At 63.5% G+C, this 15,652-nt stretch carries 14 protein-coding genes and 1 pseudogene; 5 read left to right on the forward strand and 10 right to left on the reverse strand.

Annotation, left to right across the window (positions count from 1 at the left end):
- The coding region (locus tag Y708_RS22870) for an alpha/beta hydrolase (protein WP_035775271.1) at positions 1-484 on the forward strand (484 nt) is incomplete at its 5' end.
- On the forward strand, positions 481-972 hold the full coding sequence (locus Y708_RS0104670) for a hypothetical protein (RefSeq protein WP_028279031.1): 492 nt from the start codon (positions 481-483) through the stop codon (positions 970-972). The genes Y708_RS22870 and Y708_RS0104670, both read left to right, overlap by 4 nt.
- 9 nt (positions 973-981) lie before the next feature.
- Here Y708_RS0104670 and Y708_RS22875 read toward each other — a convergent pair whose 3' ends face one another.
- The gene (locus Y708_RS22875; protein ID WP_253905687.1) at positions 982-2,178 is read right to left on the reverse strand and encodes an ROK family glucokinase; all 1,197 of its coding nucleotides are present in this window, start codon (positions 2,176-2,178) and stop codon (positions 982-984) included.
- Between the two features lie 78 nt (positions 2,179-2,256).
- On the opposite strand from Y708_RS22875, the gene Y708_RS0104680 reads away from it, so the two are divergent.
- Positions 2,257-4,065: an AMP-dependent synthetase/ligase gene (locus Y708_RS0104680; RefSeq protein ID WP_028279032.1), complete on the forward strand. Its 1,809-nt coding sequence runs from the start codon at positions 2,257-2,259 to the stop codon at positions 4,063-4,065.
- 114 nt (positions 4,066-4,179) lie between these two features.
- Here the strand turns inward: Y708_RS0104680 and Y708_RS28965 are convergent, their stop codons facing one another.
- The 3 genes from Y708_RS28965 to Y708_RS0104695 all read right to left on the reverse strand — a co-directional run bounded on the left by Y708_RS28965 (position 4,180) and on the right by Y708_RS0104695 (position 10,469).
- A complete protein-coding gene (locus tag Y708_RS28965) occupies positions 4,180-5,595 on the reverse strand; it encodes a mycothione reductase (RefSeq protein WP_028279033.1) in 1,416 nt (471 codons plus the stop codon).
- Between the two features lie 6 nt (positions 5,596-5,601).
- The gene (locus Y708_RS28970) at positions 5,602-6,984 is read right to left on the reverse strand and encodes a MinD/ParA family ATP-binding protein (RefSeq protein ID WP_253905688.1); all 1,383 of its coding nucleotides are present in this window, start codon (positions 6,982-6,984) and stop codon (positions 5,602-5,604) included.
- An 83-nt stretch (positions 6,985-7,067) separates the two neighbouring features.
- The gene (locus Y708_RS0104695) at positions 7,068-10,469 is read right to left on the reverse strand and encodes a pyruvate carboxylase (protein ID WP_028279034.1); all 3,402 of its coding nucleotides are present in this window, start codon (positions 10,467-10,469) and stop codon (positions 7,068-7,070) included.
- 276 nt (positions 10,470-10,745) lie between these two features.
- Here Y708_RS0104695 and Y708_RS0104700 point away from each other — a divergent pair, with 276 nt between their 5' ends.
- Positions 10,746-11,576, forward strand: a complete 831-nt coding sequence (locus Y708_RS0104700) for a ParA family protein (RefSeq protein ID WP_028279035.1) — start codon at positions 10,746-10,748, stop codon at positions 11,574-11,576.
- A gap of 61 nt (positions 11,577-11,637) precedes the next feature.
- Here the strand turns inward: Y708_RS0104700 and Y708_RS0104705 are convergent, their stop codons facing one another.
- From Y708_RS0104705 to Y708_RS22885, 6 genes are all read right to left on the reverse strand, one after another.
- Complete coding sequence (locus Y708_RS0104705; RefSeq protein ID WP_028279036.1) at positions 11,638-12,231, reverse strand: MerR family transcriptional regulator; 594 nt, start codon at positions 12,229-12,231, stop codon at positions 11,638-11,640.
- Positions 12,232-12,404: 173 nt separating this feature from the next.
- Positions 12,405-12,917, reverse strand: coding sequence for a bifunctional nuclease family protein (locus tag Y708_RS0104710; RefSeq protein ID WP_028279037.1), 513 nt, complete (start codon positions 12,915-12,917; stop codon positions 12,405-12,407).
- 15 nt (positions 12,918-12,932) lie between these two features.
- The gene (locus tag Y708_RS0104715) at positions 12,933-13,682 is read right to left on the reverse strand and encodes a transcriptional regulator FtsR (protein ID WP_051478604.1); all 750 of its coding nucleotides are present in this window, start codon (positions 13,680-13,682) and stop codon (positions 12,933-12,935) included.
- Positions 13,683-13,690: 8 nt separating this feature from the next.
- Entirely contained in the window at positions 13,691-14,188 is a 498-nt protein-coding gene (locus tag Y708_RS0104720; RefSeq protein WP_028279039.1) for an FHA domain-containing protein, read from the reverse strand.
- A gap of 77 nt (positions 14,189-14,265) precedes the next feature.
- Complete coding sequence (gene gcvH, locus Y708_RS0104725; RefSeq protein WP_028279040.1) at positions 14,266-14,652, reverse strand: glycine cleavage system protein GcvH; 387 nt, start codon at positions 14,650-14,652, stop codon at positions 14,266-14,268.
- A gap of 153 nt (positions 14,653-14,805) precedes the next feature.
- Complete coding sequence (locus tag Y708_RS22885; RefSeq protein WP_035775272.1) at positions 14,806-14,994, reverse strand: helix-turn-helix domain-containing protein; 189 nt, start codon at positions 14,992-14,994, stop codon at positions 14,806-14,808.
- Between the two features lie 156 nt (positions 14,995-15,150).
- On the opposite strand from Y708_RS22885, the pseudogene Y708_RS22890 reads away from it, so the two are divergent.
- Positions 15,151-15,652: pseudogene (locus Y708_RS22890) on the forward strand (ATP-dependent DNA ligase); the annotation flags it as partial.

Below are 15,652 nucleotides of genomic sequence, written 5' to 3' on the forward strand. Positions count from 1 at the left end.
CGGCCTGTCCATGGGCGGGGCGCTCGCGCTGCGTCTGGCGGCGCTGCAGCCGGTTGCGGGCGTCGTCGTCGTAAATCCCGGGCTGACATTTGCCGATCCGCGGGCGCGCTATGCGGGCGTGCTGAAGTATTTGATGCGCTCGGTTCCGGCAATTGCCAACGACATCAAGATGGAAGGCATCGACGAGGGCGCCTATCCCCGCACTCCCGTCGCCGCGGTCGAGCAGCTGTACAAACTGTTCCACGACACCACCCTCAGACTGCCGGATGTCACGGCCCCCACGCTGGTTTTCCGTTCTGAAGTTGACGCAATAGTGCCGGAATCCAGTCTTGAGGTTCTCACGCAGCGGCTCGGCAGTGCAGACTTGGAGATAGTGCGTTTGATGAACAGCTACCACGTGGCCACCATGGACCATGACAAGGAGCAGATCTTTGAGCGTTCCGCAGAATTCATACAGCATGTGAGCGCAGGTACCAACGCATGAGCCCCCGAGGCCAGGACCCCGATAACTCAAACGAGTCCAACGGCTCCACTGATGATGCCGTGTGGCAGGACCTTGTGTCGCGCCTCGAGCAGACACCAAGCAGTGCTTCCCCCGTCGCCCCGGCACCCAGCGGAGAGCCCGAGAACGGGCTTTCACAGCAGGAGAAGGTGAGGGCCGTGTTTGAGAACCAGCCACGCTTTCCCGCCGGTGGTCCGCGCGACTATGCTCCGGCGGACGACGACGACGACGACCACAGTTACCATCCCCCCGAGCCCCCCGCTCTGGGAGTGGGTGAGCCGCTGGTGGTACTCGCCTGGCTCGGTGCTATTGGCGGGCCGCTTGCCCTGCTGGTGTTCGCAATGTTCTGGCGAACCGCGCCGGTGATGGTGATGCTCGGGATTGTGGCCGTGTTTGTTGTCTCGGTCTGTTTCCTGATTTTCCGGTTGCCAAAGAACCGCGATTACGACGACGACGGCGCGGAAGTCTAGCGCGCGGGTTTACCCCACACCACGATAGGCGCGCGGCACCGCGCGGCCACGGCGGTGACCCGGACGCAGCGTGATCCTGGAAAGGTCCGCAGCCCCGATCAGGCCGGCTTCGGGTCCGAGCGCTGCCGCCGTCACTACTGCGGTGGGCCGGAAGCCGCGTCCGGTCAGGTTGCGTTCGAAGGCCCGGCGGGCCGGGTCGATCAGCAGGTTCCCGGCCGCGCCAAGTCCACCGCCAATCACAAATGTCCCCGGATCCAGCGCGGCCGCCAGGTTGGCGAGGCCAACGCCCAGCCATTGTCCGACGTCGTCCACCAGTTCCCGGCACGCCGGGTCCCCCTGCAGCGCGAGCCGGGTGACCACCGCCCCGGTGATCCGGGAAGGGTCTCCGTCCACTTCCCGCAGCAGCGCCTGGGCCACCGGGGAGTTTGAGGTGGCCAGCTCACGGGCTTCGCGCCCCAGGGCATTGCCGGACGCGTATTGCTCCCAGCAGCCGCGGTTGCCGCATTCGCAGCGATGGCCGCCCGGGACGATGATCTGGTGCCCAAATTCACCCGCGACGCCATGACGGCCGCGTTCCACCCTGCCGTCCATGATCATGGCACCGCCGATGCCCGTTCCCAGGGTGATGCAGACCAGCCGTGGTTCTCCGCGGCCTGTGCCGAACCGCCACTCCGCCCAGGCCGCGGCATCGGCGTCATTGACTACGCTGACTCTCCGCCTCAGGAGGATCTCAAGATTGTCCCGAAGGGGCTCGTTGCGCCAGGCAAGGTGCGGGCTGAATAGCACGGTGCCATTGGCGAGATCCATCCAGCCGGCGGCGCCTATACCAATGGAACGGATGCGGTGGCGCGGAGCCAGCTCGCGCACCAGACGCACAATCACGTTTTCCACTTCCCTGGGGTCGTGGCCGGGCGTGGATTCGCGGGCCTCGGCAATGATGTTCCCGTGGAGGTCGACAACGCCGGCTGCGACCTTGGTCCCACCGATGTCCACCCCAATGGCGAGCCCGCGCCTGAGCAGCTGACCGGCACCGTGTTCAACCGCGACGGGTCGTGGCCGCCGTGTTCGCCTGCGCCCGAAAAACGGATGCTGAAGGCGCGGCCCTGGTGCTGCGGAGTCCTGTGGCTCGGATTGCATGCTGCTGGTGATCTCCTGACGGGCTGGGGTGCGGCGCCTCAGTTCTGCGACCGTTACCGTTTCGTACATTACTGGACAGTACTAAACCACCGAAAAGCTATAGGCTAATGAAATCCCGCAGGCTTGCATGATTCAAAGGAGAAACACGTGCGCGAATACAGCGTTCCCGCGTTGGTGGACATACCCCGCACCAGCAATACCACCGATCTTGTGGTCAAGCAGGCGGAGAAGGCCAGCAATCCGGCGTTGTTTGCGGTCAAGAGTGCCTCGGGCGACTGGCAGGACATTCGGGCCACCGACTTCCTGGCGGACGTCAGGGTGCTGGCCAAGGGACTCATTGCCTCCGGCGTCCAAGCCGGGGACCGCGTTGCCATCATGGCCCGCACCCGGTATGAGTGGTCGCTGGTGGATTTTGCCATCTGGTTTGCAGGTGGCATCCCGGTTCCCGTCTACGAGACCTCGTCACCCGCGCAGGTGGGCTGGATCCTGGGTGATTCGGGGGCAGTCGCCGCCTTTGTCGAATCAGGGCGGCATGAAAACATTGTGCGCCAGGCTGCAAGCTCGGAAAATCTGGATCAGGTGGCCCACGTCTGGCAGTTCGACGGCAACGGGCTGGACGAGCTCCGCGCAGCCGGTGCCTCCATTGACGACGCCGCGGTGGAGGAACGCCGTAGAATTGCCGGCCTGGATGACGTTGCCACCCTCATTTACACTTCGGGCACCACCGGCAAGCCCAAAGGCTGCGAACTGACTCACGGCAACTTTGTCGAGCTCTCCGAGAATGCCGCCGCCGCATTGCCCGAGGTTGCCCACGAGGGTGCGCAGACCATCATGTTCCTGCCGCTCGCGCACGTTTTTGCGCGGTTTATCTCTGTGCTGTGCGTGGCCTCCGGCGCAACGGTGGCCCACACGCCGGACGTGAAGAACCTGCTGCCCGACCTGCAGAGCTATCAGCCAACGTTCATCCTGGCGGTCCCCCGCGTTTTCGAGAAGGTCTATAACAACTCCATGCTGAAGGCCGAGGACGGCGGCAAGGGTAAAATTTTCCACGCTGGAGCTGACATTGCCATCGCCTGGTCCAAGGCCGATCAGGCGGGCAAGGTGCCGCTGATGCTCAAGGTCAAGCACGCAGTGTTCGACCGGCTGCTGTACAGCAAAATCCGCGCCGCCATGGGTGGCCGTGTCCAGCACGCGGTGTCGGGTGGCGCGCCCCTCGGTGACCGCCTGGGCCATTTCTTCCACGGCATTGGGCTCATGGTGCTGGAAGGCTACGGCCTCACCGAGACCACTGCACCTATCTCGGTGAACACACCGAAAAAGATCAAGATCGGCTCGGTAGGTGCTCCCCTGCCGGGCAACTCGGTCAAGATTGCTGACGACGGCGAAATTCTTACCAAGGGTGTCTGCGTTCTCAAGGGCTACTTCAAGCGCCCCGACCTCACTGAGGAAGCGTTTATTGACGGTTGGTTCCGCACCGGCGACGTTGGCGAACTCGACGCGGACGGTTTCCTCAAGATTACGGGCCGCAAGAAGGAAATCATTGTCACGGCCAGCGGAAAGAACGTGATCCCCGCACAACTGGAGGACACCATCCGCGCCAACGCCCTGGTCTCCCAGTGCGTGGTGGTGGGCGACCAAAGACCGTTTATCTCCGCGCTGATCACCTTGGACGAGGAAGCGCTTCCTGGATGGCTTGAACGCCATCAGCTTCCCGCGGGAACCACCATGGCAGAAGCTGCCGGGCATCCCATGGTGCAGACCGAAATCCAGGATCTCGTTGACCACGCCAATGCGTCCGTGTCGCAGGCAGAGGCCATCAAGGTTTTCCGCATTGTTGAAAGTGACTTCACCGAGTCAAGCGGACACCTGACGCCTTCCTTGAAGATTAAGCGCGCCCAGGTGCTCAAGGACTACTCGGAACTGGTGGAGGGCATCTACCTCAAGGCGAAGTCCTAGGCGGATCTCCACGCGCTCCTTCGTCGCTTGGTCGATCACCGGGGGTGGACGACGTCGCTTGGTCTTTTCCCCGGGGGTCGACCAAGGCCGCCCGCGGCCGCGTGGAGACCTGCCTTAGCTACCGCTCTGTGTCTTCAGGGACAGCAGCGCATTTTCAACGACTTCCGTGAGCGCGGGGTGAATCCAGTATTGACCCCGCGCCATGGTGTCAGCATCGAGCCCGAATGACATCGCCTGGATAAGGGGCTGGATGATCATGGAGGCCTCATGGCCCATGATGTGGGCGCCCAGCAGCTTTCCGCTCTCCTGCTCGGCGATCAGCTTCACAAAACCGGTGGTGTCCTCCATGGCCCAGCCGTACGCCGTCGAACCGTATTGTTGGACGGCCACGCAAATCCGGGTGCCGGTGGTCTCCGCATAGCGGAGCGCCTCCTCCTCGGTGAGACCAACCGCTGCAACCTGCGGATAGGTGAAGACGGCTGCGGGAACGTACCGGTGGTCACTGGCCTGCAGATGATCCGGGTTCACCAGATTGTGGGAAACAACCCGCGCTTCATAATTGGCCACGTGCTTGAGCTGATGCAGGCTGCTGACATCGCCGAGCGTCCACAGCCCATCGACCGGACGTCCGTTCTTCAGCACCCGCTGGTATTTGTCGGCAACGATCCGTCCGTTCGTGGCAAGATCAAGCCCGACGGCGGCGGCCCCCAACCGGTCGCTGTTGGGGACACGCCCGGTTGCCACCAGCACGGCGTCAACCTCGATCCGGCGGACATCACCACCGGTGGCTGCGAGCACCGCGCGCACGGAACCGTCGTCGTTCGCGGTCAGGGAGGCAACAGTGTGCTCGGTGACCACGTTCCACTGGGCTGACGCGGCCTCCGTGAATTTCTCCGACACGGATTCATCCAAGGCGCGCAACAGCAGTCGGGACCGATTCACGATGGTCACCTCGGTGCCGAAAGCGGAGAAAACATGTGCAAATTCGGCCGCGATGTAGCCTCCACCAATAATGAGCAGGCGGCGCGGCTGCTCATCCACCCGCATGATCGTGTCCGACGTGTGGACCTGCGGCAGGTCGATACCGGGAATGTCCGGAAGGACTGCGCGGGAGCCTGCGGCGATGACCAGCTGGCCGGCCTCAATCTCGGCGCCGGATGCCGTCCTGAGGGATTTCTCTCCGGTGAGCCGGGCCTCTTCCTCGTACAGTGTGACGTGATCCAGTTCGTCGGCCCGGTAGTCCCGCCCGCTGCTGGAGATCGAGTCGATGCGGGTGAAGATTCGGTCCCGGATTTCCCGCCAGCGGACCGTGCGCAGGTCAAGGTCCACGCCCAGACGGGCTGCGTCCGCAGCGCCCTGTGCCAATTGGGCCGGGTAGACAAACATCTTGGTGGGAATACAGCCTACGTTCAGGCAGGTCCCGCCGAAAGTGCCGCTGTCGATGAGGGCGACTTTCTTTCCGTCCCAATCCGGCGTGATGAGGGTGTTGCCTGAGCCGGAGCCCACAATGGCGAGGTCGTAGTAGGTCACTGTGTCCTAGGAATGGAGATGGTCGACAACGTGGGCGGCCAGTTCAACAACAGCGTCCCGCGTGCGGGGCTGCAGCTTGGCCAGGTCCACGCGGGAGCCCTCAGCCAGATGGCGGTCGTACGGAATGCGCACCACGGTGCCCACCCTGGAGCGGAAATGATCCTCGATCTCCGTGACATTGACTTCCGTCCGGTTTCCCGAGGAGAGGTTGACCACCACAATGGCCTTGGCCACCAGGTCGTGGCGGCCGTGTGCCTCAAGCCAGGACAGGGTTTCGGACGCGAGCCTCGCCTCGTCCACGCTTCCTCCGGATACCAGCACCACCGAGTCGGCTTTTTCCAGCGTGCCCTTCATGACGGAGTGCACCATGCCGGTGCCGGAATCGGTCAGGACAATGGAGTAGTAGCGGCCGAGGATGTCCGTGACGGCGCGATAGTCGGCATCGTCGAACGCCTGGGCAACGGCCGGATCAGTGTCCGAAGCGAGGACGTGGAGCCGCGAGCCGTCACGGGTGACGTAGCTGGAGAGCTGGGCGAAGGAATCCACCATGAAGCGGTTCTGCACCAGCTGGCGTGCGGTGGAATCGGCCTTGCCGGGCGAGCGGTCCGAGAGGGTGCCGCGGTCCGGGTTGGCGTCCATCGCGATGATGCGGTCTTCGCGGATGTCCGCCAGCGCCATACCCAGCAGCGTGGTGACGGTGGTCTTGCCGACTCCGCCTTTGCGGGAGAGTACCGGCACGTAGCGGGTGCGCTCCCCCAGCCTCACGGCGATGCGGTGCTCCAGCGCCCGCCGGATGCGTACGGCGTCCGAATCCCCGAGGTTCACATACCCGAACGTGGCTTTGTACAGCAGGCGCCGCCAGCCGTCCACGGGCGGGCGCTGCTGCCCGGCCAAAAGTCTGTCCGCCGTGAGCGACGACGCCGGCTCCGGCCCGTTGTCCCTGTCGCGCCTGGCACTGCGGTCACCCGGGGTGTCGTTTTGGGCCGGAGTGTCATCCGTCGGGAGTCCGGTGTCGTTCTGCCTTGCCGTGCCCACGGTGGGAGCCAGCGGGCCCGGGGACACGCCGTCGTCGTTTGTTGATTCCACCGGCTCCCCGCCCACCGTGGGCAGATGCTCCGGCGCCGGAGGCTGAAGCAGCGGGCCGCCCAGGCCCGGTAGTGCTGCGGCGTCATCGCTGCCGGCCACGGAGTCCACGGTCACCAGCGGAACAGGGCCCGACGGCGCGCGGTCCTGTTCGAGAGTCTCTACCGGAGTCACTTCCGGAGTCACTTCCGGCGTCTGTCGGTTGTCAGGTTCGCCGGTTTGTCTGGCCTCGGGGCTTTGTGAAGCGCCGTCCAGGTTCTGGAGTGTGCCGCTGCTGTCTTCCGCTGGCTCTCTGTCGGTGGCCATGTTTCCTTACACCTTGAAGATGGCGCGGCGCATCAGCCGACACGCCGGAGGGTTTCCTGCCAACACCTTAGCGCAGGTGGGACCTACGACGTTTCGATGACCAGGAGGAGGTCGCCGCCCTGGACCTGTGCGACGGCGCCCACGGCAACGCGCTGCACGGTGCCTCCGACATTGGTGGTGATGCCTGCCTCCATTTTCATGGCTTCGATCGTGGCAATGGTGTCGCCGGCCTGCACGGTGTCGCCTTCGGAGACGGTGAGGGTGACGGCGCCCGCGAAAGGTGCCGCGACGTGGCCGGGAGTAGAGGCATCTGCCTTCTCCGCCGCCTTGACGTCACTGTGGACGCTGCGGTCGCGGACCGTGACGGGGCGCATTTGCCCGTTGAGTGTGCACATGACGGTGCGCATGCCCTTTTCGTCCGGATCGGAGACTGCCTCCAGCGTGGCGATCAGGCGGACACCCTTTTCCAGGGTGATGACGTGTTCGCTGCCCTGCTGCATTCCGTAGAGGTAGTCGCGGGTGTCCAGGACGGAGACGTCGCCGTAGGTTTCGCGGGTAGCCTCGAAGTCCTTGGTGGGGCCGGCGAAGAGCAGCCTGTTCAGGGTTGAGCGGCGGGTAGCTGAATCGGCGTCGAGGCCCTGCTGATCCTCATCGCTGAGCGTGACGTCGCGTTCCTTGATGGTGCGGCCCTGCAGCGCCTTGGTGCGGAAGGGTTCGGGCCAGCCGCCGGGAGGGTCGCCGAGTTCGCCGCTGAGGAAGCCGATCACGGAATCCGGGATGTCGTAGTTCTGGGGGTTTTCCTCGAAGTCCGCCGGATCCACCTTCGAGCCGACCAACTGCAGGGCGAGGTCGCCGACCACCTTGGAGGACGGTGTGACCTTGACCAGCCGTCCGAGGATGCGGTCAGCGGCCGTGTACATGTCCTCCACAGCCTCGAAGTGCTCGCCAAGGCCCAGGGCGATCGCCTGCTGGCGGAGGTTGGAGAGCTGACCGCCTGGGATTTCGTGGCGGTAGACCCGGCCGGTGGGTCCCGGAAGACCAGACTCGAACGGTGCGTACACACGGCGCACAGCCTCCCAATAGGGCTCGAGCGAACACACATCTGTGAGGGAGATCCCGGTGTCCCGACTGGTGTTGGCCAGGGCTGCGACCAGCGCGGAGGCCGAGGGCTGGCTGGTGGTTCCGGCCAGCGAAGCGCTGGCGACGTCAACGGCGTCGACCCCTGCATCCGCTGCCGCGAGCAGGGTGGCCAGCTGACCGCCCGCGGTGTCGTGGGTGTGTAGGTGGACGGGGAGGTCGAAACGCTCGCGCAGTGCGGTGACCAGCTGTGCGGCGGCGGCCGGACGGAGCAGGCCGGCCATGTCCTTGATTGCCAGCACGTGTGCGCCGGCGTCGACCATGCGCTGTGCAAGGTCCAGGTAGTAATCCAGTGTATAGAGCTTTTCCTCCGGGTCGAGCATGTTGGAGGTGTAGCAGAGCGCCACTTCGGCGACCGCGGTGCCGGTCTCGCGGACGGCGCGGATCGCCGGTTCCATTTGGGAGACGTCGTTGAGCGCGTCGAAGATGCGGAAAATGTCGATGCCGGTTGCCGCGGCCTCCTTGACGAAGGCCTTTGTCACCTCTTCGGGGTACGGCGTGTATCCCACGGTGTTCCGGCCGCGCAGCAGCATCTGCAGGCAGACGTTCGGCAGCTCCCGGCGAAGAGCGGCCAGCCGCTCCCAGGGATCCTCGCCCAGGAAACGCAGCGCCACGTCATAGGTTGCCCCGCCCCAGGCCTCCACTGAGAGCAGCTGCGGCATGCGTTCGGAGACGGCACGTCCGGCCGCCACCAGGTCGCGGGTGCGGACCCGGGTGGCAAGCAGTGACTGGTGGGCGTCACGGAAGGTGGTGTCGGTGACGGCAAGGGCCTGCTGGGCGCGCAGTTCGGCGGCGAACCTCTCCGGACCCAGCGCCTGAAGCCGCTGCCGGGAGCCCGGGCCCGGCTTGGTATCCGTGGGTTCCGGGAGTTTCTCTGCCGGATCCAGGCCCACGGTGAGTTCGCCGTGCGGTTTGTTCACCGTGACGTCCGCGAGCCAGCTCAGCAGCTTCGTCCCACGGTCCGCTGGAACGCGGGCGGTGAGTAGCTCGGGTCGCTCATCGATGAAGGAGGTTGCCACGTCTCCGGCGATGAAGGCGGGGTCATCCAGTACGGCCTGCAGGAAGGAAATGTTGGTGGAGACGCCGCGTACCCGGAATTCGGCCAACGCACGCCGCGCCCTGGTCACCGCGGAGGGGTAGTCCCGGCCGCGGCAGGTCAGCTTCACCAGCATCGAATCGAAATGCGGACTGATCTCCGCCCCCGCGTACACGGTTCCACCGTCGAGCCGGACACCCGCCCCACCCGCGGAACGATAAGCGGTGATCCGACCGACGTCGGGCCGGAACCCGTTGGCCGGATCCTCGGTAGTGATACGGGACTGCAACGCCGCACCCCTCAGCTTCACCGTCTCCTGGCTCAGACCCAGATCCGCCAAGGTTTCACCACCAGCGATACGCAGCTGCGCCTGCACCAGATCCACATCAGTCACTTCCTCCGTGACCGTGTGCTCCACCTGGATCCGGGGATTCATTTCAATAAAGACGTGCTGGCCTGCGCGCTCCCCCACCGTGTCCACCAAAAACTCGACAGTGCCGGCATTCACATAATTCAAGGCCTTCGCAAATTTCACCGCATCCCGATAAAGGGCCTGCCGGATACCCTCATCCAGATTCGGGGCCGGAGCAATCTCGATGACCTTCTGATGCCTGCGCTGCAGAGAACAATCACGCTCGAAGAGGTGCATGACATTGCCTTCGCCATCCGCGAGGATCTGCACCTCAATATGGCGTGGGCGCAGAACAGCCTGCTCCAAGAACATAGTGGGATCACCGAACGCCGAATCCGCCTCACGCATTGCGGCTTCCAGCGCGCCGGGAAGACCCTCTCGGTTATCAACCCGGCGCATACCACGTCCGCCGCCACCGGCAACAGCCTTGGCGAAAATGGGGAAGCCGATCTCGTCCGCGACCTTGATCAGCTCATCCACATCCGAGCTCGGCTGGGAAGACTTCAGAACCGGAATGCCCGCCTTGCGGGCTGCTTCCAGCGCCCGGACCTTGTTGCCGGCCAGTTCCAGCACCTCCGCGGGCGGCCCCACAAAGGTGATGCCAGCATCCGCCGCGGCCCGCGCGAGGCCAGGATTCTCAGACAGAAAACCATAGCCCGGGTAGATGGCGTCGCAGCCGGACTCCTTCGCCACCCGCACAATCTCATCCACATCGAGGTACGCCCGGACAGGATGCCCCTCCTCACCAATCAGATACGCCTCATCTGCCTTCTGCCGGTGAATCGAATTCCGGTCCTCGTGAGGGAACACCGCAACAGTGTTGGCGCCAATCTCATAACTGGCCCTGAAGGCACGAATGGCTATCTCGCCACGGTTAGCTACCAAAATCTTCGAGAACATTGCTCTCCTGCGTCCTTGCGGGTTCGGTGGAACTTTCGACGTGGGCGTCCCCAGCCTACATTTGACCAATCTTTAGCCTGTAATCGAAACCGGCAGCTGAGGTAATTTCCCGCAATGCGTCAGTGGACGCGCCGTTGACGGTCTGTGTGACCTGAGAGTTCAGGGGCCACACCGCGTGGAGGATTCGTCAGCGGGTCGGGTCCACATATGATGATGGGAGAGGCGGCTGACGAATCCGGGCACCGCATACGCAAACGTTAGGTATTGGTTTTTCAAGTGCAAGTAGTGAGCATTAGCAGCCTCAAAGGTGGGGTCGGCAAGACCTCCGTCACACTGGGACTGGCCTCAGCGGCACTTTCCGCCGGAATTCCAACCCTTGTTGTTGATCTTGATCCACACGCCGATGCCACCACAGGTCTGGGGGTGCAGGCTGACGGGCACCTGGATATTGGGCGTCTGCTGAAGAATGCGCGCCGCGGTGATCTTGCCGCGAATGTGGTGACCAGCGGCTGGGTGCCCACCGCCATGAAGCGCAACCCGGGCAAAGCCACCCCTGTCCTGGACGTCGCCATGGGGTCGGCGTTTTCAGGCATCTATGACCGGCCCGACCTTGGTAAGAGGGATCTGCGCAGGCTCTCCACACTGCTAAGCCGCCTGGAGGGTTATGGGTTGGTGCTGATCGATTGCCCGCCGTCCCTCAACGGACTCACCCGAATCGCCTGGACGGCGAGCAACCGTGTTCTCCTGGTGGCCGAGCCCGGTTTGTTCTCGGTAGCCGGGACTAAACGGACAATGCGTGCCATTGAGCTGTTCAAGGCAGAGTTTGCACCGAATCTGGCCACGGCGGGCATTGTGGCCAACCGTGTGCGCTCTGGTTCCAATGAGCACACGTTCCGGCTCAACGAGATGAGGCAGATGTTCGGCGAGCTCCTGCTCAGCCCCACCATCGCGGAGCAGGCTAACTGGCAGCAGATTCAGGGCGCAGCACACGCGGTGCATCACTGGCCTGGAGAATCGGCCAAGCAGGCTGCAGGTTACTTTGACGAACTGCTGAGGGCTCTGCTCGATTCCGGTCGGATGCGCAGCCGGGTGGCGCGCCGCACCTAAAAACGGTGCCGGGTAAAACAGAAATGCCCCGCATCTGGCGGGGCATTCACGTCAACCAGTGTCAGCTGATCTTGCGGGTTGCGCGCCTTTTGCTGAGCTCGTCATCGGGGAAGACCTGATCGGTCACGTGTTCGCTGGGCAGTGCGGCCAGGCTTCCTTCGACCTCACGCCAGACTCTTCCTACCGCAATTCCAAAGACACCCTGCCCGCCCTGCACCAGGTCAATGACTTCTTCGGCCGAGGTGCATTCGTACACACTGGCGCCGTCGCTCATGAGTGTGATCTGGGCCAGATCCTCGACGCCGCGTTCGCGGAGATGTTCGATTGCAGTGCGGATCTGCTGGAGTGAAACTCCCGTATCGAGGAGCCGCTTCACTACTTTGAGAACCAGGATGTCGCGGAAACCGTAGAGTCGCTGCGAGCCGGAGCCGGCGGCACCGCGGACGGCTGGTTCAACCAGACCGGTGCGTGCCCAGTAGTCCAGCTGGCGGTAGGTGATACCTGCGGCCTTGCAGGCGGTGGGACCCCGGTAGCCGGCGTCCTCGTCGAGCACGGGGAGATCCTCCGTGAAGAGCAGTCCCTGCGCACCTGCCGGAATGGCTGTGCCCGCAGCGGCCGCGTTGGAACCCGTACCGGCGTCGCCTTTCGGACTCACGTGTGCCTCCTCGTTTCGGTTCCCGGGAAGTCGGCGCAAGCTGGGATCCACAGGGTTTGCTTCAAGTCTGCCCTGTGTTCTCCACCAGTGCAATGGGAACGATATGCTTCGACGTTAGATCCCCGGGTGGCCGAGGTCAAAGATGCGGGCCATATGGATCTGGCGTGTCGGGCTCAGTGTTCAAAATCCTCGGGCTCAACGTCCGCGAGGAATTCGCGGAATTGACGCAGTTCCCGCTCGGCGTTGAGCTGACCTTCAGGACCCGGGGCGGCGTCGTCGTCGTCCTCTTCCGCCTCTGCGATCTGGACACCGGTGTCATTGAGGACCTCGGGTGCGCAGTAGATGGGGCAGGGAACGCGGAGCGCGATGGCGATGGCGTCAGAGGCCCGCGAACTGACGGTGGTGCCGTTGTCGAACACCAGCTCTGCGTGGAAAACCGTGTCCTCGACGCTGACCAAACGGACCTCGCTCAGGCTGCGTCCGGTCGCCGCGATAACACTGACCAGCAGGTCATGGGTCATGGGGCGGGGCGGGACGATCCCCTGCTGCACAAAGGCGATGGCACTGGCTTCAGGGGCACCAATCCAAATGGGGATGTGGCGGGTTCCCTCAGTCTCCTTCAGGAGGACCAGGGGTTGGTTGGACGGCAGCTCAATGCGCACTCCCACTACTTCGACTTCCAGCATGGCTGTACCCGCTCCCTAGCTGTCCATCCGGGCGATCTGGCCCTGCACCAGTGCGCTATGGAGGTTGAGGCACAGTTCGCTGATCTCCCGGGCGGTCTCTGCCGCCCGCGCTTTCGATGCCACGTCACGCCGCGACGCAACCGGGGCGACCACGCGCTCCACGAGACCTAGCTCGCGATCCGCTGCGGCACGAAAGGGGCGCAGGTGGCGGGGTTCAATGCCGTGTGCTTCCAGCTGGACGCAGGCACGGGTGACCTTGAGGGCGTGCTCGTCGAAGCGGCCGTCCTGTTCAGCAATCAGGCCGAATGATACGAGGTCAGAGACCAGGCCCCTACGTGCTCCGGCTTCAGCGGTCAGCGTTTCCGTGGTGAGGCGGCGTGCGTGTGCACCGAGTTCACGCGTCAGCTGGTCGGAGACCATCCGCGGCGACAGGGTCAGGCCGCCGGGAAGGGATTCGGGACGTTCACCGCGGTCGATCGCATCCACGTAGTCCTTGATGACTTTCAACGGGAGGTACTGATCCCGCTGGAGCGCCAGCACAAACCGAAGGCGCTCCACATCAAGCGCAGTGTATTTGCGGTACCCGGCTCGGGTACGTTGAGGCGTGATCAGGCCCTTTTCCTCGAGGAACCGTATTTTCGACGCGCTGATTTGGGGGAAGTCCCCGGCAAGCTCCGTGAGGACCTCTCCAATATTGAGAACGTTTCCGCTGACCCGCTCTGGGGCGATGCCAACGGTTCGCGGCGCCTGCTGGGATGAGGGCATGCAGTGGCCTAAGCCTGACGATGCGTCTGGGTGTGCCCCTGGCCGGCCGTGACGCTTCCTGCTGCGTAGAAGGAGAGCCGGAACTTGCCGATCTGCACTTCGTTGCCGTTGCGCAGGGTCACGCTGTCCACGCGGTCGTTGTTGACATAGGTGCCGTTGAGGCTGCGTGTGTCAGCGACCTCGAATCCGCCGCCGCTGCGCCGGAATTCTGCGTGCGACCGGGAGACAGTGACATCGTCAAGGAATATGTCCGCGTTGGGGTGCCTGCCGGCTACGGTGACATCCTCATCCAGCAGGAACCGTGCTCCCGAGTTTGGCCCGGAATGGGCTATCAGGAGGGCAGAACCATCTGGAAGGGCTGCCACAGCCGCGAGCTCTTCGCTGCTGAGCCTCGGCTCGACGGCGGTGCCCCCGCTCCGTGGAGGCATGCTGATGTTGGTGGTCTCAGGAGACGTTGACTTTCCCTCCGAAGCGCCATGGGCGGCTGCGTTGCTCTCGCCAACCATTGATGATTCCTTCCCCAAAAATACGTGGCCAACCGGTCAAACCGGCTGGCCACTTGATTACTGCAGAGCCGATGCGTCTAGCCTACCTGCTGTGAGTATTCGGATGAACTGAGAAGTTCCTCAACAACGTTCTTGTTTTCGACTTTGATCTCCAGGAGCCAGCCGTCACCGTACGGATCCGAGTTGATCAGAGCGGGATCGGCGTCCAGCGACTCGTTGCGGGAGACCACTTCTCCGGTCACCGGGGCGTAGATGTCGCTCACGCTCTTGGTTGATTCCACTTCTCCAACGACGTCGGATGCGGTCACTTTGTCGCCGGCTGCCGGCATCTGTACGTAGACCACATCGCCGAGTGCGTCCTGGGCGAAGTCGGTGATTCCAATGCGGACAACACCGTTGTCATCCGGGGTGGTGATCCACTCGTGTTCGGCGGTGTAGTGAAGGTCTTCGGGAACGTTGCTCATGGTCGGCCTTTCATGGGACACCGGTCGATTGTGTTGCGGTCCCGACGCTCAATGACCGGGCCACTGAACGAGTATATGCACAGTGCCGCATCTGGTGCGCCCCCCTGTCCACAAAACGGCTACTTCCTGAGGGAGGGCAGTGCCGCCACTTGCTCATTGGCCATCTACCCGTGCCAGTTCGAAGCCCACCCCGAACACCGAGAAGCAGTCCATCACCATCGACATATCCACGGACGGTTTGCCGTTCTCAAAGTTCACAAGCCACCGCTTGGACACACCTGCTTGGTCAGCTAGTGCGGTTTGTGACAGGCCCGCGTCATCACGTAACTGCCGCAGCAGCATCCCGGCTTCTCGTGGAGATCTGAACACAAAGGACCTTCCCAACTATTAGTGCATGTACGTGCACTGCATTAGATGTGCACGTACATGCACCCATCGCAGAGTGCACGTACGTTCCCTGCAGTAGCGGGTACCTGCCACTTGGGGCAAGATCGGAGCATGACTTCCACTCCTTTTCCGATTCAGCCGATGCTTGCGAAAGCCGTCTCCCAAGTACCGTCGCCTGACAGTGTTTCCGGTGGCCTCTCGTATGAGCCGAAATGGGATGGATTCCGCGCGATCATCTACATTGAGGACGGCAAGTGCGAGATCGGCAGCCGCGGTTCCAAGATGTTGACCCGGTATTTTCCGGAGCTGGTGGAGGCGCTACTTGATGCCCTGCCGTCCGAGTGCGTGGTTGACGGAGAAATAGTGGTGCGCACAGGCGCCCTGGGCAGCGAGCGGTTGGACTGGGAGGCACTGTCCCAGCGGATACATCCCGCCGAGAGCCGGGTGCGCCTGTTGGCCGAGCAGACGCCCGCGTCCTTTGTTGCGTTCGATCTGCTGTCGCTTGAGGGTTTATCTTTGCTTGATGCACCGTTTTCTTCCCGGCGCGCGGCGCTTGAACAGGTGTCCTCCGGCTTTTCAGCGCCGATCCACCTGTCGCAGACAACCGACGACG

Source organism: Arthrobacter sp. H5 (assembly GCF_000520595.1).
GTDB lineage: Bacteria > Actinomycetota > Actinomycetes > Actinomycetales > Micrococcaceae > Arthrobacter_D.